17 protein-coding genes are annotated in these 18,203 nt (G+C 63.7%); 8 read left to right on the top strand and 9 right to left on the bottom strand.

The window, feature by feature from the left end:
* The first annotated feature begins 495 nt into the window (after window positions 1-495).
* Window positions 496-1,602 (top strand): hypothetical protein, encoded by a 1,107-nt coding sequence (locus tag HYH07_RS02800; protein ID WP_057750732.1) that lies wholly within the window; start codon window positions 496-498, stop codon window positions 1,600-1,602.
* Between the two features lie 194 nt (window positions 1,603-1,796).
* Here HYH07_RS02800 and HYH07_RS02795 read toward each other — a convergent pair whose 3' ends face one another.
* The 6 genes from HYH07_RS02795 to HYH07_RS02770 are packed head-to-tail and all read right to left on the bottom strand — an operon-like array spanning window position 1,797 to window position 7,667.
* Window positions 1,797-2,282 carry a nucleoside deaminase gene (locus HYH07_RS02795; RefSeq protein ID WP_220001024.1) on the bottom strand — a complete coding sequence of 162 codons (486 nt, stop codon included), beginning with the start codon at window positions 2,280-2,282 and terminating at the stop codon, window positions 1,797-1,799.
* A gap of 13 nt (window positions 2,283-2,295) precedes the next feature.
* Window positions 2,296-3,828, bottom strand: a complete 1,533-nt coding sequence (locus tag HYH07_RS02790; RefSeq protein ID WP_220001023.1) for an ABC transporter ATP-binding protein — start codon at window positions 3,826-3,828, stop codon at window positions 2,296-2,298.
* A complete protein-coding gene (locus HYH07_RS02785; RefSeq protein ID WP_027562432.1) occupies window positions 3,825-4,508 on the bottom strand; it encodes a cysteine hydrolase family protein in 684 nt (227 codons plus the stop codon). The genes HYH07_RS02790 and HYH07_RS02785 overlap by 4 nt, the downstream gene beginning before the upstream one ends.
* Before the next feature lie 11 nt (window positions 4,509-4,519).
* A complete protein-coding gene (locus tag HYH07_RS02780; protein WP_220001022.1) occupies window positions 4,520-5,446 on the bottom strand; it encodes an ABC transporter permease in 927 nt (308 codons plus the stop codon).
* Window positions 5,446-6,558, bottom strand: coding sequence for an ABC transporter permease (locus HYH07_RS02775; RefSeq protein ID WP_220001021.1), 1,113 nt, complete (start codon window positions 6,556-6,558; stop codon window positions 5,446-5,448). The genes HYH07_RS02780 and HYH07_RS02775 overlap by 1 nt, the downstream gene beginning before the upstream one ends.
* Complete coding sequence (locus HYH07_RS02770; protein ID WP_220001020.1) at window positions 6,555-7,667, bottom strand: BMP family ABC transporter substrate-binding protein; 1,113 nt, start codon at window positions 7,665-7,667, stop codon at window positions 6,555-6,557. Before HYH07_RS02770 ends, HYH07_RS02775 begins: the two co-directional genes overlap by 4 nt.
* A 404-nt stretch (window positions 7,668-8,071) precedes the next feature.
* Here HYH07_RS02770 and HYH07_RS02765 point away from each other — a divergent pair, with 404 nt between their 5' ends.
* Both HYH07_RS02765 and HYH07_RS02760 read left to right on the top strand, forming a co-directional pair.
* A complete protein-coding gene (locus tag HYH07_RS02765; protein WP_220001209.1) occupies window positions 8,072-9,331 on the top strand; it encodes an allantoate amidohydrolase in 1,260 nt (419 codons plus the stop codon).
* An 82-nt stretch (window positions 9,332-9,413) separates the two neighbouring features.
* The gene (locus HYH07_RS02760) at window positions 9,414-10,787 is read left to right on the top strand and encodes a hypothetical protein (RefSeq protein WP_220001019.1); all 1,374 of its coding nucleotides are present in this window, start codon (window positions 9,414-9,416) and stop codon (window positions 10,785-10,787) included.
* A 9-nt stretch (window positions 10,788-10,796) separates the two neighbouring features.
* Here the strand turns inward: HYH07_RS02760 and HYH07_RS02755 are convergent, their stop codons facing one another.
* Both HYH07_RS02755 and HYH07_RS02750 read right to left on the bottom strand, forming a co-directional pair.
* Window positions 10,797-12,116 carry a dicarboxylate/amino acid:cation symporter gene (locus HYH07_RS02755; protein WP_220001018.1) on the bottom strand — a complete coding sequence of 440 codons (1,320 nt, stop codon included), beginning with the start codon at window positions 12,114-12,116 and terminating at the stop codon, window positions 10,797-10,799.
* 86 nt (window positions 12,117-12,202) lie between these two features.
* A complete protein-coding gene (locus HYH07_RS02750; protein WP_220001017.1) occupies window positions 12,203-13,216 on the bottom strand; it encodes a formamidase in 1,014 nt (337 codons plus the stop codon).
* A gap of 226 nt (window positions 13,217-13,442) precedes the next feature.
* On the opposite strand from HYH07_RS02750, the gene HYH07_RS02745 reads away from it, so the two are divergent.
* From HYH07_RS02745 to HYH07_RS36235, 4 genes are read left to right on the top strand one after another with little or no spacing between them, the layout of a single operon-like run.
* Window positions 13,443-14,117, top strand: coding sequence for a TetR/AcrR family transcriptional regulator (locus HYH07_RS02745; protein WP_220001016.1), 675 nt, complete (start codon window positions 13,443-13,445; stop codon window positions 14,115-14,117).
* Window positions 14,118-14,130: 13 nt separating this feature from the next.
* A complete protein-coding gene (locus HYH07_RS02740; RefSeq protein WP_220001015.1) occupies window positions 14,131-15,996 on the top strand; it encodes an adenine deaminase in 1,866 nt (621 codons plus the stop codon).
* A 10-nt stretch (window positions 15,997-16,006) separates the two neighbouring features.
* Window positions 16,007-17,050, top strand: coding sequence for an NCS2 family permease (locus HYH07_RS02735; RefSeq protein WP_228749181.1), 1,044 nt, complete (start codon window positions 16,007-16,009; stop codon window positions 17,048-17,050).
* Entirely contained in the window at window positions 17,023-17,397 is a 375-nt protein-coding gene (locus HYH07_RS36235; protein WP_228749180.1) for a hypothetical protein, read from the top strand. Before HYH07_RS02735 ends, HYH07_RS36235 begins: the two co-directional genes overlap by 28 nt.
* Window positions 17,398-17,405: 8 nt before the next feature.
* On the opposite strand, the gene HYH07_RS02730 is transcribed toward HYH07_RS36235, so the two are convergent.
* On the bottom strand, window positions 17,406-17,627 hold the full coding sequence (locus HYH07_RS02730) for a hypothetical protein (protein WP_220001014.1): 222 nt from the start codon (window positions 17,625-17,627) through the stop codon (window positions 17,406-17,408).
* Between the two features lie 350 nt (window positions 17,628-17,977).
* On the opposite strand from HYH07_RS02730, the gene HYH07_RS02725 reads away from it, so the two are divergent.
* Window positions 17,978-18,160 carry a hypothetical protein gene (locus HYH07_RS02725; RefSeq protein WP_220001013.1) on the top strand — a complete coding sequence of 61 codons (183 nt, stop codon included), beginning with the start codon at window positions 17,978-17,980 and terminating at the stop codon, window positions 18,158-18,160.
* The last annotated feature ends 43 nt before the right edge of the window (window positions 18,161-18,203 follow it).

The following is an 18,203-nucleotide window of genomic DNA, read 5'->3' as shown; positions in this document are numbered from 1 at the left end:
AAGGTGTGAAAAAGCGTCATCCCTTGCTTAACGCTTCGGCAGGGGGCGGTGTCGCGAGCCGCGCGGTTCGTCGGGCCATAGGTGAGAGCCCGGTGCCGTTGCGGCGCGGCCCTGCAGAAGGTCTGTTGCAAATTTGTGACGGTTTAAACCAAATCGGAACCCGCTGGGCAGGCTCGATGTGACGTTGATCAAAATCGCGCCAGCACGCGTATGCAATGCGGGATCGTCGTGACGGCCGTTGCGAGCATCAGCATTTGCTTTGCTCGGTCGAGGTGAAACGCAAACGAAATCAATCGGGAATGTTCGGCATTGCGTTGTCGATTCCGCGCGGCAACGTCACGCGAAAACCCTCAGATTTCCCGCGGTGAATCGTCGTTTGCTGCCGAAACATGCGGCATGCCTTGAAAAAAGTTGAGGCTTCTCAGCTCGGGAGTTCGGAGCAAGTGTCGCCCAAGGGACGTTCATTTTACGTGTCCAAACTTGGGGGTATTCAGGATGTCGTTTCGCTTCAAGGCAGTTGCAGCATCGGCGCTGTCACTTGCTACGCTGGCCATCGGTGGCTGGGCTCACGCGGCAGATCTGCCGGTCAAAGCGGCCAAGAAGGCGCCTGACCTTCCGTTCTTCCTGGTGATCGATGACCGCGTGTCGTTCTCCTGGATGCCGAAGGGTACCGACCCCGGCATGTGGAGCACCCGGCCGGACGGCAGCATCAACGGCACCACCGCCAAGCAAGTCTACTCGTTCACACACTTCGACCTCTGGGCCTACGGCACCAACTTCTTCACGATCTCGATGTTCAAGTCGGGTCACAACGATCCGGCATCGCCCTGTGTCGCGCCGGGCGTGAACATCAACGGCACCGCCAGCAACTGCGCCGGCGCCACCGAGATCTATGGCCTGTTCCGTTCGACCTTCGGCTGGAACGAGTTGTTCAACACCAAGGCCTTCACCATGGGCCCGCTGCACAACATCTCGTTCGAAGTCGGTATGGACGCGAACACCGAAAACAACTTCCTGGCGCCCGCAAAGCGCGACGTTGTCGGTGGTCTGCAGTTCGCCTTCGACCTTCCCTACAAGGGATACGTCGACGTCGCGCCATTGGTGTACTGGGAGTTCTCGAACCATAACGCCTTCACGCAGTGCGGCCTGTTCGGCCCTGGTGTCGCGGGCGTGACCTGCAACTCCGACGGCAACGTCAGCTACCGTGCGACCTGGGCGGTCGAAATCAACTACTATATGGATCTCGGCTTCCTGCCGCCGAACATGCAGTTCTGGTCGATCAGCGGCCGCGCCGGCTGGTATGGCCCGAAGGGCGACTCGAACGGCCTTCCCGCGCTCTCGGGCATCGGCCGGTTCTCGACCGCTTCGAAGACCGAGCTGAACAGCGAACCGATCCGCCTGACCTTCGACGCGTCGAAGGCGGCCTTCGGTGACAAGTACTCGCACTTCGTCGACCTCTGGGTCGCCTATCGCTACTGGCAGAACAAGTTCGGCCTCGACCACAACGCCATGCCCGGCGTTTGCACGGTCGCCGCGACCGGCCAGAGCACCCACAGCTGCACCGAGTCCACGGTCTACGGCGGTGTCACTGTGAAGTTCTGACCGCCCGAGACTTCAGGGTTAGGATGGCGTCGCGCAGGAATGCGCGGCGCCATTCTGCCTTTGAGACGCGGAGGCACAACTGCCGTAGGGTGGGCAAAGCGAAGCGTGCCCACGCATTTTTTGCGACCGAGAGAGATGGTGGGCACGGCGCGAACGCGCCTTTGCCCACCCTACGAAATCGAATGTTGTTGCGCCTACTTCGTCCAAACGCCGTCGTGCAGTGCTGCGGCCTCGTCTTCCAGGAGCGGGCCAATCACCTCGGTCGGTCGCTGGCCGCTCGCAAAGACGTCGCGGCAAGGCAGGTCGAGCGTCGGGTTCTCCGGGTGGTTGCCAGTGATGCCGCGCAAGCGGTGCTCGCTAAGGCCGTAGACCACGCGGCCGATGCCGGCCCAGTAGATCGCCCCCGAACACATCGCGCAGGGTTCGGCTGAGGAATACAGCGTCGCCGCTGCCAGCACATCGCGAGGGAGCGTGCGGCAGGCTTGCGTGGCTGCGAGGCGCTCGGCATGCGCAGTGCCGTCATGGTCAGGCATGTAGCCGTTCTCGGTCTCGATCAGCACCTTGCCATCGGCGCCGACGACGATGCAGCCGAAGGGATGGTTGCCATGGGTGAGGGACCGGCTCGCCACCGCGAAGGACAGGCGCAGGAACCGCTCGTCGCGTTCGCTTGTGCCGTCCATCGCGCCTCCGCAGTCAGTGCCCCGCCATGTGCCGGCCGACCTCGGTGAGATCTGCCTCGCTCGTTCGTGCTTCATACACGAATTCGCCGTGGAACATTACCACCAGCCGGTCCGAGAGTTCGAGCAATTCGTCGAGGTCCTCGCTCACCAGCAACACCGCCGCGCCACGGTTACGTGCGGCCATGATCTCGGCGTGGATCTGCGCCACGGCCGCGAAGTCGAGCCCAAAGCAGGGATTGGCCGCAATCAGCACCTCGACATCGCTCGCAAGCTCGCGGGCGAGCACGGCGCGCTGCACATTGCCGCCTGAGAGCGCCGAGATCGGCGTCTCCGGCGCGCGCGTCTTGATCTTGTACTGGCGGATCTTCTTCTTGGCATCGTCGCGGAAAGCGCCGCGGTTGAGCCACCAGCCGCCGCTGGCAAAAGGTGCACGATCGAACTCGCGGAAGGCGATGTTGTCGGCAACGCTCATGCCGCCGACACAGGCGTTCTTGAGCGGCTCCTCGGGCAGGAGCGACATTTTGTGGCGCCGCATCTCCTCGCGGCTGGCGTGATAGGGATCGCCGGCGACGCGGATTTCGCCGCCCTCCGCCTCGCGCTGGCCGGCCAGGACTTCGACGAGCTGGCGCTGGCCGTTGCCGGAGACGCCGGCAATGCCGACGATCTCGCCGGCACGCACGGTGAGCGAGACGTCATGCACGGCAACGGCGCCGGCATCGTCGAGCGCGCGGAGTTTTTCCAGCTCCAGGCGCGCCTTGCCGGCTTCGCCGGTGCGTGGCGGCTGAACGGTCAGCTCCTCGGCGCCGATCATGGTGCGGGCCATTGCGTCCGGCGTCAGTTCCGACACTTTGCCGGCGCCGGCGAGTTTGCCGCGGCGCAGGATCGTGACCTCGTCGGCGAAGGCCATGACTTCGCGGAACTTGTGCGTGATCATCAGGATGGTCAGCTCGCTCTTGACGACCATGTCGCGGAGCATGCCGAGCACCTCGTCGGCCTCCGCCGGCGTCAACACCGAGGTCGGCTCATCCAGGATCAGGAAACGGCGCTTCAGATACAGCTGCTTAAGGATCTCGCATTTCTGCCGTTCGCCGGCGGAGATGTCGGAGACCTTGGCTGACAGCGGCACCTTGAAAGGCATGCGCGCCAGGAAAGCCTCGAGCTCCTTCATCTCCTTCGGCCAGTTCACCGCGGCCGGCACGTCGTCGCGGGCAAGCACGAGGTTTTCGGCAACCGTCATCGCCGGCACCAGCGTGAAGTGCTGGTAGACCATGCCGAGGCCGAGCGCATGGGCATCCTTCGGATTGGCGATCGCCTGCTCGCGGCCGCCGACGAGGATGTCGCCTTCCGTCGCGTGGTAGTAGCCCATGATGCATTTGACGAGTGTCGATTTGCCGGCGCCGTTCTCGCCGAGCAGCGCGTGGAATGAGCCCGGACGTACCTTCAGTTCGACATTGTCCAGGGCCAGGAAGTCCCCGAAGCGCATGGTCATGGCGAGCGCGTCGACGCCGAAGGCGCCGACAAGCGGTGGCGGCTCGCCAATGATCACGAGATCGCTCCGATGAAAGCGTCCGAGGTCGAGACCGCGCCGAACACGCCGCCCTGCATCTTGATCATCTTCAGCGCGTGATCGTGGTTGCTCTTGTCGGTCGCGCCACAGCAATCGTGGAGCAGCACGCATTCGAAGCCGCGATCGTTGGCCTCGCGCATGGTGGTGTGGACGCAGACGTCGGTGGTGATGCCAGTCAGCACGATATTTTCAATGCCGCGCACGCGCAGGATCAGCTCGAGGTCGGTGGCGCAGAACGAGCCCTTGCCGGGCTTGTCGATAATCGGCTCACCCGGCAGTGGCGCCAGTTCCTCGATGATGTCCCAGCCGGGCTCGCCGCGCACCAGGATGCGCCCGCACGGGCCGGGATCGCCGATGCCGGCGCCGATCTGCCGCGAACGCCAGCGCTTGTTGGCGGGAAGGTCGGAGAGGTCGGGACGGTGGCCTTCGCGGGTATGGATGATGTGGAAGCCCTGCTTGCGCATGACGCTGAGCAGCTTCTTGATCGGCTCGATCGGCGCCCGCGTCAGCGACAGATCGTAGCCCATCTTGTCGACGTAGCCGCCGACGCCGCAAAAATCGGTCTGCATGTCGATGATGATGAGCGCGGTGTTTTCAGGGCGGAGATCGCCGTTGTAAGGCCAGGCGTAAGGCTCGGATTTGATATAGCGCTCGGGCATGATCTCGCTTTCTAGCGGGTGATCGATAATTCGGCCGGGGCTCCGGTCAGCGTGCGTTTCGGCGAGCAGGTGATGATCATGATCGCCAGTGTCAGGATGTAGGGCGCTGCATTGAAGAGGTGATAGCCGGAGGTGACGCCGACCGATTGCAGCGCCGGCCCGAGCGCCGCCGCGCCGCCGAAGGCGAGCGAGGCCCAGAGGCTGAGCAGGGGATCCCAGCGCGCGAATATCACCAGCGCGACCGCGGTGATGCCCTGGCCTGAGGAGAGGCCCTCGTTCCAGCTCCCGGGATAGAACAATGACAGAAAGGAGCCGCCGATGCCGGCGAGGAAGCCGCCGACCATGGTGGCGCGCAGACGGATCAGCAGAACGGAATGGCCCATCGCGCGCGCGGCGTCCGAGCTTTCGCCGGCGGTGCGGATGAGCAGGCCCCAGCGCGTGATGCGGAAGGCCCAATAGAGGATCGGCGCCAGCACCACGCCGATCAGGAACAGCACGTTGATGCGCAGCGCGGCGCGGACTTGCGGGATGTCGCTCCACCAGCCGAAATCGATCGCAGGCAGGCGCGGCGCGGTGGGCTCGATCAGCGGCTTGCCGAGATAGAAGGCAAGACCGGTGCCGAACAGCATCAAGGCGATCCCGACCGCGACGTCGTTGACGCGCGGCAGCGAGCAGATGCCGGCATGCAGCGCGCCAAGCAAGGCGCCGGTGATGCCGGCCGCGAGCACGCCGAGCCAGGGCGATCCCGTCAGGTAAGAGATGCCGTAGGCGCTCATCGCGCCCATCACCAGCGTGCCTTCGAGGCCGAGATTGATGCGGCCCGAACGCTCGGTGATGCATTCCCCCAAGCTCACGAACAGGAAGGGCGTCGAGACGCGAATGGCGCCGCCGAGGACGGCGAGCGGGACGGTCCAGAGTCCGATCGATCCGTCAGCCATCAGGACTTGCCCTTCAGGAATCCAATGCGGCCGTAGAGCGCATCGCTGGCCAGCACGAAGACGAAGATGATGCCCTGAAGCACCAGCACCGATGCATCAGGCAGTCCCAGGCGGCGCTGCAACAAGCCGCCGCTGGCGCTGATGCCGCCGAGCAGGATCGCGACGGGAATGATGGCGAGCGGATTTTGCCGTGCCAGGAAGGCGACCAGGATGCCGGTGAAGCCGTAACCGGCCGCGAGATTGGCATTGGTCCGACCTTGGACGGCCGCGACCTCGACCATGCCGGCAAGGCCGGCGGCGCCGCCGGCGAGGAAGCAGATGGTGAGGATCAGCTTGCTGACACCGAGGCCGACGATCTTGGCAGCGCGGATGTTGCCTCCGGCAACGCGCGCGGCAAAGCCGAACACGGTGTGATAGATCAGAATGTAGGCCGCTACCGCGGCGATCAGCCCGAAGACGAGGCCCCAATGCACGTCGGTGCCCGGGATGGAGCCGATCATGTTGGCGGCGCCTATCTCGCGGGTCGACGGCTTGTTGAGGCTTGCGGGATCCCGCATCATGCCTTCGACGAGATGATTGAGGATCGCGAGCGCGATGTAGACGAGCAGCAAGCTCGAGATCGTCTCGTTGACGCCGCGATATTGCCTCAAGGCGCCGGCGAGCATGATCCACAAGCCGCCGCCGATCACGCCCCCGATCACCATGCCGATCTGCACGACGAGCGGCGGCATGCCCTGAAGCAGCAGTGCTGCGCTGGTCGCCGACAGCGCGCCGATCAACAGCGCGCCCTCGCCGCCGATAATGACCATCCCAAGCTGCGCCGGCAGCGCGGTGCAAAGCGCGGTGAGAATGAGGGGCGCAGCGCGCGTCAGCGTATTCTGCCAGGAAAACCAGGTGCCGAAGGCGCCCTGGTACATATAGAAATAGAGATCCAGCGGATTCTTGCCGAACAGCATGACGAAGATGCCGAAGACCACGAGCGCGCCGGCCAGCGCCGCGCCGGGGATCAGGACATACTCGATCGTGCCGCCGTGGCGTTGCAGAAAGCCGGGGTCGGCGGTCGGGGCAATCGTCCCAACCGCCTGGGCAGAATCCGCTGTTTCTGATGTCACGAAGTCGCTCCGATCACGCCTTCGACGAGATAGTCCATCTTCTCGAGTTCGGGATCCTTCTGACCGCGGTCGGTACCGGTCGGGATGACGGTCTTGCCCTTGTTGTCGACCAGGCCGCCCTTGAAGATGGCAAAGCCGTCCGCGGACAGGAATTTGGCCTTCGCCTCGTCCGCCGCCTTGCGCGCCTCGGCCGAGACGGCTTCACCATAGGGCGAGGTCTTGACGATTTCTTCCTTCAGGCCGCCGCGGTAGAAGTTCGGGATGCCCTCGCCGGCGGCGATCATCTTGACGAACTTCGGATAGAGTGCTTCCCAGTTCCACTCCGCGCCGGTGAGGTAGGCCTTGGGCGCCAGCGCCGACTGGTTGGTGTGATAGCCGCAGACGAAGGCGCCGCGCCGCGCGGCGTTCTCGACCATGGTTTTGGGGCCGTCGACGTGACAGGTCAGCACGTCCACACCCTGGTCGATCAGGCTGTTGGTGGCTTCGGCCTCCTTGACCGGCATCGACCAGTCCCCGGTGAAGATCACTTGCGTGGTGGCCTTCGGATTGACGGACTTCGCACCGAGCGTAAAGGCATTGATGTTGCGCAGCACCTGCGGGATCGGCTTGGCCGCGACGAAGCCGAGCTTGCCGCTCTTCGACGTCAGGCCGGCGACGATGCCCGAGATGTACTGGGCTTCGTCGATATAGCCGAAATAGCTGCCGGCGTTCTTCGGGTCCTTGTCGGTCCAGAGGCCGCCGCAGTGCTCGAAGCGCAGCTTCGGGTACTTGGTGGCCATCTTGATCATGTGCGGATTGTAGTAACCGAACGAGGTCGGGAAGAGCAGGGTGGCGCCGTCGAGGTTGATCATGGACTCCATCGTCTTCTCGACCGCGTCGGTCTCGGGGACTTTCTCTTCCTCGACGACCTTGAGGCCCGGAATCTTCTTCAGCGCCGCCGCGCCCTGCGCGTGGGCCTGATTGTAGCCGTAGTCGTCGCGCGAGCCGACATAGATGAAGCCGATCGTGGTCTCGGCCGCGAAGGCCGGGCGGGCGCCTGCCGCTGCGCCGAGGGTGAGGGCGGCACCGCCCTGCAACAAATGACGTCGTGAAATCCTGCCAAAATCCATTGCTTGCTCCCCTTGGCGGATTGACCGCCTCAAATCTCGCGGCTGCGCCGGTCTGGCGGAGCCCGCGATGGGATGTCGCAAGCTTCATGCCAGAGGTTAAGGGGTGTGCATATCGATGTAACCATTTGTAAAATATGATATATATCAAATGTGCAAATTTTGATCAGGATGGTGTGAGATTAAATTCTGGGCAGTATTTTCTGATTGTATGCAATGTAGTTAAGCAATCTTAAACCGTCTGTCGCGCGGATGGACGACTGCAGACGGCCGGCTGATCGTCCACATTCATGCTAACCACGCGGCTGACTCGCGACGGCGCTGGTCTGAATTCGCTGGCACCGAACTTGTATCGATTGATACTGCGACCGCCCCTCGCGGTCTCCAGGATGGAAAGCTTGACCGAGATGGGTGCTGGTAACGCCGTTCAGAATGCATCGCTCGGCGACGAGATCGTTCGTCGGGTCAACGAGCTCGCGGCGATCTCGGAAGACGGCGACAAGCTCACCCGCATCTTTCTCACGAAGGAGCTGCGCGCGGCCTCGGACGTCATTCTCGGCTGGATGCGCGAGGCCGGCATGAGCGCGCATCTCGACGCGATCGGCAATGTTTGCGGCCGCTATGATGGCGAGCAGCCGGGAGCGCCCTGCCTGATGCTCGGCTCGCATTACGATACGGTGCGCGATGCCGGCAAATGGGACGGCCCGCTCGGTGTGATCACGGCGATTGTCTGTGTCGCCGACCTCAATCGCCGGGGCAAACGTCTGCCGTTCGCGATCGAGGTGGTCGGCTTTGCCGACGAGGAAGGCGTGCGCTTCGCCTCGACCCTGCTCGGCAGTCGTGCAATGGCCGGCACGTTCGACGAGAGCGTTTTGAACACGCGCGACCGGGACGGTGTGTCGATGCGCGATGCGATCATCGAATTCGGCCTCGACCCCGATCATATCGGCGCGGCCGCGCGCGCCCGGCGCGAGCTGCTGGCCTATCTCGAGCTGCACATCGAGCAGGGGCCGGTGCTGGAAGCCCGGAATCTCCCTGTCGGCGTCGTCAGCGCGATTGCGGGCGCGACACGGCTGGCGGCACGGTTGACCGGGATGGCCGGTCACGCCGGCACCGTGCCGATGGCGCTGCGCCGCGACGCGCTTACAGGCGCGGCCGAATGCATCGGCGCCATCGAGCAGTTCTGCCGCACCGACGAGGGCGGGCTGGTCGGCACCGTCGGCTACATCCAGGCGAGGCCCGGCGCGACCAATGTCATTCCGGGTGAGGTATCCTTCACCATCGACATGCGAGCGCCGACCGACATGCATCGCAAGCGCGCGGTCGCCGACGTGGTCCGCCAGATCGAGGCGATCGCCAAGCGCCGGCAACTGGCGCTTCAGCTCGATGTCACCCATGAGAACCGCACTGTCCCTTGCGCGCCCTGGCTGAAGGATCAGATCGCGCAGGCGATCGCAGCCGAAGGTCTTTCCACCTTCGAGCTGCCGAGCGGAGCGGGGCATGACGGCATGGCGATGATCGACATCGCCGATGTCGGCATGATCTTCGTTCGCTGCCGCGGCGGCATCAGCCATCATCCCGACGAGCATGTCGAACTTGCAGACGCCGACGCCGGCGCGCGGGTGCTGCTCAGGGTGATCGAGAATTTCAAGCCGAGAGCGGCGTAGGCCCGGAAGTCACCGGGTAGAGACACGAATCAGAGAAGTGTAAAATGGCGTAACTTCACCAGGCGCCAGCCGACTTAGACAAATGAACAGCGACAATTCCATTTCAAGCCGGCAAGAGAACCGGTTTTACCAGGGCGCGGCTGCGACCTTGGTCGCCAACGCGCTTCAGGCGGTGAATTTTCTCGGCGACCGCTTCATGAGAAAGTCGCAGCATTCGCCGTCGGCGATCGAGGACCTCTATCGCCACTCGATGGACAGCGCTTTTTCGGTGACCGAGGCTTTCCTCGTCACAGGTGCTCCGCACGCCTCCGCCTATTATCCGCGCGACTTTGCCTGGTTCTATCCTGACGTCCTCGACCCCGAGACCATCATGGACGCGCAGGATGCGCTGCGTCGGGCCCGCCTGCTCGAGAAAAGCGTGCGCCTGTTGCTGCAGGCAGTTCGCGCCGATGTCGTCACCACGACAATCGTTCCGGCGGGGCGCGGCCGATATCTCGGCGTGAACTATTTCTCGCGTCCCTCGGATACGTTGCTCGGCATTCTGGCGGGTCTGCAGCAGATGCTCTCGGCCGAGAGGCGGGCGTCGTCCTATCTGGCGATGTCGCAATGCGCGCATGCCGGTCGCCTGCTGCTGGTCGAATATGGCGCCGATCTCAAGCGTGCGACCCTGAAGCTCGCAAGCGAGCTCGAGCCGTACGATGCTGACGGCGCCAGATATCTGCTCTGCGACGCCAGCGGCCCTCGTTCGGCAGCAACCGACACCCGCGCCGAGCGCCGGCGCTTTGTCACCAATGCCTGCGTCTACACGACGTTCGTGTGGGGCGTGCAACTCGGCATCGTCGATGAAAATGAGCTGAAGCGGCTGCTCGGGCGCGACCTCGCAGAGTACAAGAAGGGTCTGCTCCGCCTGTTCGGCAAGGACGGCTACATCAGGCATTCGCTGGATGGCCCGGCGGGCGCGCCGGCCTCCATGGTCGCGCTGGATTTCGTCAGCGTGCATCGCGGCTTCTGGAATATGAACGATCCGAGCGAGCGTGCGCTGTTCGCGGCCACGACGGATCTGATCCTCGCCGAGCCTCGCTTCCGCATCCCCAGCACGTTCCACTTCCTGGTGTCGGCGGATAATCCGCGGAACAAGATGATCCACAAGATTGCGGCACCGGCCTATCAGGGTCGCTCGTCGTGGCCGACGTTCAACGTCGAGTTCGCCGATCGCATGCTGGACTTTGACGAATTCTCGGAGAGCAATATCTATCGCGCCTGCGCGCAAGGGATATTGAAAGACATCCGCACCGCGACCGAGGTCCACGGCGGTTATCAGGAGCTGATCTCGGAGCAGGGGCTGAAGTATCGCACCTGGGCCTATAAAGGCGCGGTGGCGCACTCCTGGTTCCCGCGCTTCCTGTCGGTGTGGAGGAGGGCGTACGGAACGCCGCTCCTCCAGTGGAACGACTGAACCGCCGCGCTATCCCGCCGTCACGTCCACCAGCTCGCCGCCCTCGAGCACCTTGGCTGCCTTGGCGCGGTCGAGGTCGCCTTCCCAGGCGGCGACGACCACGGTCGCGACGCAATTGCCGATGAGGTTGCCGACTGCGCGGGCCATGCCGATGAACCAGTCGACCGACAGCACGAGCACAAGGCCGATCGCCGGAATGCTCGGCACCGCGTTCAGCGTCGCGGCCAGGATCACGATGGCCGAGCCCGGGACGCCGTGCGCGCCCTTCGACGTGATCAGGGAGACGCCCAGCACCAGCAGGAGATCGCCGAAGGACAGCGGTGTGTTGGTGGCCTGCGCGATGAAGACGACGGCCAGCGTGAGATAGATCGAGAAGGCGTCGAGGTTGAAGGAGTAGCCGGTCGGGATGACGAGGCCGACCACGGAATCCTTCACGCCCATGCGCTCCAGCTTCTTCATGATCTGCGGCAGCACCGCATCGGAAGAGGCGGTCGCGAGCACGATGGTCAATTCCTCGCGCAGGTAGGACAGGAACTTCAGGATGTTGATGCCGGCGAGCGCCATCACGCTGCCGAGCACACCGAGCACGAAGATGCCGACCGAGATGTAGAACAGCATCACCAGCGAAACCAGCTGCTTCAGCGAGCCGACGCCATATTTGCCGACGGTGTAGGCGACCGCGCCGAGAACGCCGAGCGGGGCAACGCGAACGATCAGCCCCATGACGCGGAACAGCACCGTGGAGGCCGCGTCGATGACCGAGGTGACGAGAGCGCCCTTCTCGCCGCCGACCAGCGCCAAGCCGACACCGAACAGCACGGCGAAGAACAGCACCTGGAGCACGTCGTTGCGCGACAGCGCGTCGAACGATGTGGTCGGGATCACGTTCATCAGGAATGCACCGACGCCACCGCCCGCCAGCTTGTGGGCGTTGTCGGCGTAGGTGTTGAGCGCCTTGGCATCGAGCGTCGAGGGATCGATGTTCATGCCGTGGCCGGGACCGAAGATGTAGGCAAGCAACAGGCCGACCACGAGCGCGACTGTCGTCATGACCTCGAAATACAGCAGCGCCTTGACGCCGACCCGGCCGACCTTCTTGAGGTCACCGGCGCCGGCAATGCCATGCACAACCACGCAGAACACGATCGGCGCCACGATCATCGAGATCAGCTTCAGGAAGGCGTCGCTGAGGATCTTCAGGCCGATGGCAAAGTCCGGAGCGGCCACGCCGAGGATGATGCCCAGGACCAGTGCGGCCAGGACCTGGACGAATAGGGACGTATAGAGCGGCTTGGGCTCAGCGGTGGGTGCCGCGGTAATGGTCGACATGGTGGATTCCCCCGGTTTGACGCAACTTGAGCGTCAAAAGGAGCAACAACCGTGCCAGAATGTCGCGGTTTCGGCCGGAAAACCGCTTATTCCGCGGCTTTGGCCGTCCTGCCGAACATCCGCGTCGGCGCCGGGAAGCCACAGGAGTTGCCGTCGGTGACCTTGACCTGGTCTTCCCACGGCAGGCGATAGCTGCCTGCAACCATGTCTTGCATAAAGGTGTAGGGGCAGTCCATCGCGCCGCCCTTCACCGCGACATAGCCGCGGTGCCAGAGCTGGTAGATGTTGTTCTCGACGCCCCAACTGATGCGGGCCTCGCGCACGAGATCGGGGCGCACCTCGGCGGTGATGATCTCGTCGGCGCGGCCGGTGGTACCGTGCGCCAGTACGCTGCCGTCGAAATTGACGATCATGCCTTCGCCCATGGAATCGAACGAGCCGTCCGAGCCGCACATGCAGACGTTTGCCGTGACCATCAGGTTCTGGAACGAATTGGCCTGATTGGTGAAGCGCCAGGCGTCGCGGATCGGTGCGGTATAGCCGGCGGTGCGGATCATGATCTCGGCACCCTTGTAGGCGCATTCCCGCGCCATTTCCGGGAACATGCCGTCATGGCAGATGATCAGCGCGATCTTGGCGCCTTTCGGCCCCTCGATTACGGGAATGCCAACGTCGCCCGGCTCCCACGGTTCGACCGGAATCCAGGGATGAAGCTTGCGGTAATAGAGCTTGATCTCGCCGTGGTCGTCGATGATCAGGCCGGAATTGTAGGGATTGCCGTGCGGGTTGAACTCCATGATGGAGAAGCAGCCCCAGATCCTGTTGTCGATGCAGGCCTGCTTGAACGCCGCGATCTCCGGCCCGTCGAGCCGGCACATGATCTCGGGATTGGTGTCCATCGAGAGGCCGTGCAGCGAGTATTCGGGGAACACCACCAGATCCATGGTGGAGAGGTTGCGGCGGGCCTTGCCGACCATCCAGACGATGCGCTCGGTCTGCCGGGCGAGATCGGCACGGGTCACGACGTTCGGCAGCTGCAATTGCACGAGCCCGATGACCACGCCATTGGGAGATTTGTTCAGTCCGCCAAGCCCGTTCATGAGCAGCTCCCTTGCGTGTCCGGCGCGGCGTCGTTGCCCGCGCTGTTTGTCGGCGGAGCAAATCCGATTTTGGTGGCGGGCAAAAGTCCATTTTTCAGGCGGCAGGCGGTGGTCGTGCTCGCGGCGGCCGTTGGCCTCCGGGAGCAGGCAGGCGCCCATTGTTGCGGCGCCGCGTGCCTCAAGTCTCGGCTTGACCCTGCAAATCGACAGGTGTCAGACTTATGACATGAGTACAGTCGAACGACATGCTGCAAGCCTTCGCGACGAATATGCCGAGATGACGCGCCAGCGCATCGTTGCGGCGTTTGTCGAGACTTTGGAGGATGAAGAGGCCGACGACATTTCCATGGCCGCGGTGGCCAAGCGCGCGAAAGTGGCCGAGCGAACCATCTATCGGCACTTCAAGACCCGCGCGGAGCTGTTTGCCGCGGCCGGCGAATGGATCGAGGACAACGTCTTCAGCTACATTCCCTTCACCTCGCCGGACGAACTGCCCGAGATTTTCCGCAAACTGTGCAAGCGGTTCGACCGTCATCCGCATCTGGCACGCGCCATCGCGATGACGAGGGCAGGCCGCCGGGTGCGCGCCGACTTCAGGCGGCACCTGATCGACCAGCATCGCAAGGCGATGGCGCCGCTGGTGCGGCATCTCCCCGCAAAGGAGGTCCGCCAAGCCGAGGCGCTCGCGTCCTACCTCAACAACGTGCTGGCCTGGAACGCGATGCGCGAGGATTTCGGCATGACGAGCGCCGAGATCGCCGACGCGATCGAATGGGCGCTCACGACTCTCCTGAAGGACGTCCGTCAGCGCGATGCCGCCGCCGCGCGCAGCGGCAAGTCCGATAAGAAGTCCGGAAAATCGCCGCGCAAGCGGACCGCGGCTGCGAAAGTGCCGGCATAAAGTGAGGCAGGCCATGAACGCGATACCCGACGATCTCCTGATCAATGCGCCTGACGAGGTTTGCATCCGCCAGGACCTGGTGCTGACGGCGCTCGGTCGCCGTCCCGCCGATCGCGCCTTGCGGGTGGGCAAGTTACTGGACGTGCACAGCCGCACCTGGAGCGAGGACCAGGAGATCGTCTTCAAGGGCCGACGGATCGCGTGGGTGGGGCCGGCGGGAAGCTATCCCGGCGAGGTCCGCGAGCGTGTGCATCGGCCGGATCTCGCGGCCGTGCCCGGCTTTGGCGAAGTGCACAAGCACATCGAAAGCTCGCATCTGACGCCGGAATGGGAAGCGGCGCTGGTGCTGCCCCATGGCAATACCTGGACCTGCGAGGCGAGCCACGAATTCTCAAACGTCAACGGCGCGCGCAATCTCGAATTCTGGTTCGAGGCACGTCGCCGCGGCTCGCCGCTCAAGATCTTTCCGCAGCCCGGTTCGGCGGTGCCACCGACCGCATATGAATGGGGCGGCGGCTGGTATGGCCGCGATGAGCAGGCGCGCTTCATGGCCGAAAGCCTGATGGTCACAGGGCTCGACGAAGTCATGGACTGGCCGGCTGTGTGGAATCCGGACAACCCGTCCTACAAGCGGCTCTGGGGCATGATCGAGGCGACGTTTGCGGCACGCGGCGTCGTCGAAGGCCACGCGTCCGGCCTGCGGGATCTGCCCTCCATCAACGCCTTTGCCGCGGCCGGGCTTGCATCCGATCACGAGGTGCAGACTCCGGAGGAGACCTGGGACAAGCTCACGCGGGGCCTGTTTGTCGAGCTGCGCGTCTATGCCATGGACGAGATCGTCAAATGGCTGCTTGCGAAGGGTTTGCAGGATTGGTCGCAGGTCGCCTTCACCACTGACGACCGCAGTGCCAGTCACACGCTCGAACTCGGCGCCAGCGATCACAATGCGCGGGTCGCGATCGAAGCCGGCCTTGCGCCTGAGATCGCAATCCAGTGTCTCACCATCAACCCGGCGCGGCACATGCGCCTCACGCCGTTCGTCGGCAGTCTGGCGCCGGGGCGCTTCGGCGACGTCGTGCTGCTGTCGGATGTTGCCAAGCTGACGATCGCCGAAGTGTGGGCCGACGGCGTGCAGGTTTCCGAAGGCAAGCGCTATCTCGGCGAGGTGCCAAAGATCGATTGGCCGGAGTGGGCGACCAAGACGGTCAACATCAAGCGCAAGATCAAGCCCGAGGATTTCGAGCTGCGGGCTGACCCCGGCCGTGCCACGATGAAAGCGGCGGTGATCCGCCCCTTCCATTGGCATCCGGAGTTCTACACGCTCGACTTGCCGGTGCGAGGCGGGGCCGTGCAGCGCGACGAGAGCGAAGCCATTACCAAATTCGCCATCGTCGACCGCTTTTCCGGCGACGGTCGTGTCGCCAAGATGTTCTGGCGCGGCTGCGGACCGCGTACGCCGGAAACGGCGCTCGCCTGCTCGGTGGCGCACGACAAGCACAATATCTGGGTGGTCGGCTCGTCCGACGCGGCGATGGCACAGGCGGTGAATGCGCTGATCGAGCTTCAGGGCGGATGGGCGCTGGTGCGCGAGGGCGAGCTCGTCGCCACCGTACGCTTCGAGGTCGGCGGGCTGATGAGCTGCCGCTCGGCGCAGGCGCTCGACGCCGAGATGCAGGCGCTTTACGCGGAAGGCCGCAAGGTCGACTGGATGTACGAGCCGACATTCCGGCCGCGCTGGTATCCGGGATTTCCTGAACGGCTCATGTTTGCAACGCTGACTTGTGCGCCCTGGAGCTGGGTCCTGGTGGCGCCGTGCGAGCAGGCGCCGCTCGGTTTCATCAATGTGCAGACGGGCGAAGCACACCCGGTGGTCTGGTAGGAGGACTGGGATGGACGAGATGACGAAGCCGCAAGCTGCTTCTGCAGAGCCGGCGCCAGGGGCAGCTACCGGGCTGCTCGATCGGGCCTTCCGCCTCACCGAGCGTGGCACGGGTGTCGGGCGCGAGATGATGGCCGGAGCGACCACCTTCGCGGCGATGGCCTATATCATCGCCGTGAATCCCGCGATCATGTCCAACGCCGGTATGGATCGCGCCGATCTCGTCAGCGCCACGGCGCTGGCCGCGATCTTCGGTTCGGTGATGATGGGACTGTGGGCCAACCTGCCGCTCGCGGTCGCGCCCGCGATGGGTTCGAACGTCATCTTCACCTATGTCATCGTCAAGCAGATGGGCATGCCCTGGCAGGGCGCGCTCGCCATGGTCGCTTTCACCGGCGTGCTGTTCCTGATCCTCAGCCTGTCGAAGCTGCGCGAGAAGGTCGCAAAGGACGTGCCGGAAGCGCTGAAGATCGGCATCCAGGCGGCTGTCGGGACTCTCATCGTGTTTATTGCGCTGCGAGGCGCCGGATTCGTCGTCCAGAATCCGTCGACCTACATCGCCATGGGATCGCTGCGCAGCCCGCCCGTGCTGCTGACGCTGTTCGGCCTCCTGCTCACGCCGGTGCTGGTGGTCCGCCGGGTCCCGGCGGCGCTGATCCTGTCGATCGTGTTGCTCACCGTGATCGGCTTCTTCGTTCCCGGCGCCAACGGCAAGATGGTGACGTCGATGCCGTCAGCGATCATATCGTGGCCGCGCTGGCCGACCAGCACCTTCATGGCGCTCGACGTCGGCTATCTCTTCAGCCATATCGTCGTGGCATTGCCGCTGCTGTTCTATTTCCTGTGCGCCGAATTCTTTTCGACGCTGGGCACGCTGATCGGCGTGACGGGCGCCGCCAATTTGCGCAAGCCGGACGGCTCGATCCCGAACGCCACCGCGGCCTTTGCGACCGATGCCACGGCCTCCATCGTCGGACCGCTGCTCGGCACGTCGGTTGTGACGGCCTATATCGAACGATCACCGGCGTGCAGGCCGGCGGCCGCACCGGCCTGACGTCGCTGACCGTCGCGGGGTTCTTCTTCCTGGCGCTGTTCTTCTGGCCGATCTTTGTCATCATCCCATCGCAAGCAACCGCACCTGCGCTGGTGCTGGTTGGGGTGCTGATGATGCAGGGCCTTGCCCGCATCGACATGACCGATCTCGGCAACGCGGTTCCGATCGTCCTGACGTTGCTCGTCACCGTGCTGACCAACAACCTCATCAACGGAATGGCCTTGGGGACTCTGAGCTACATCGCACTGGAAGTAACCCTCGGCCGGCGGTCACAGATTCCTGCGATGGTGTGGGGACTGGGCGTTGTGTTCATCGCCTACGCGATCGTGACAGCCCAGATTTTTTGATGCGCATGCTATGCCGCCAGATCCAGCAATCGGCATGATCCGCGCACCAGCACCTTGCGTCCCGCCGGCGTCATCGCGGGCACTCCGTCATTGACGTCGACGAGGCCAAGCTTGGCGAGACCTTCGAGCAGATAAGCCTTCGCGAGGCGGCCGCTCGGCACCGGATTGCGGAGCGCTCTCAGCGCCTCCCACTGGTCCGGTGAAAGATCAAAGTCGACGTCGTTGCTCATGTTGCCTCAAGCGTTAGTCACGTTCGCGCGCCCCTGTTAGCGGCGCGGCATGAAGATGATGCGACGACAATGAGTCGGGAATTCGGTGAGCTGCTTAGAACTTTTCTTCACGAATTGCCGCAGTCTGTTGCGCCACAATAGTTAAGATCGGCCAGATGCGACGATCGTCCCGATCGCCGATCACTATTTGATGATCTTGATTTGATGCTGCGTTGCGACGGGCGCAGTGCACGGGAAGCGTTGCTGTCTCATTCTGCGTCGCGATATGTCCAGAAAGGGTGAGACGCTGGGTTCGTGACTCTGTTAGGCTGATTTGTGGGGAATGGCTTCACGCGGAGGAGTGTGAGTGCATGAACAGGCTGGTCGAAATTCGTAGTCAGGAATCCCTGTGCCGCGAGCGCGCGGCGCTCGATTTCGAGCGTCGGGTTTTCTGGCTGGCGCAAGCTCAGGAATGGGAACAGCGTGCGCTCGACGAAATTGCCTCTCACTTTCGCGAGTGTAATGTCGCTCACGCAGAGCTTGCACGAAACTGACGTTCGCCGCGAGCCCAAAGACTTACCGACGACACTTACTGAC

It is taken from the genome of Bradyrhizobium sp. BR 10261 (assembly GCF_019455395.1).
In the GTDB taxonomy this organism is placed as follows: Bacteria; Pseudomonadota; Alphaproteobacteria; order Rhizobiales; family Xanthobacteraceae; genus Bradyrhizobium; species Bradyrhizobium manausense.
The sequence above is the reverse complement of the archived record's forward strand: the minus strand, read 5'-3'. Positions and strand labels throughout refer to the sequence as shown.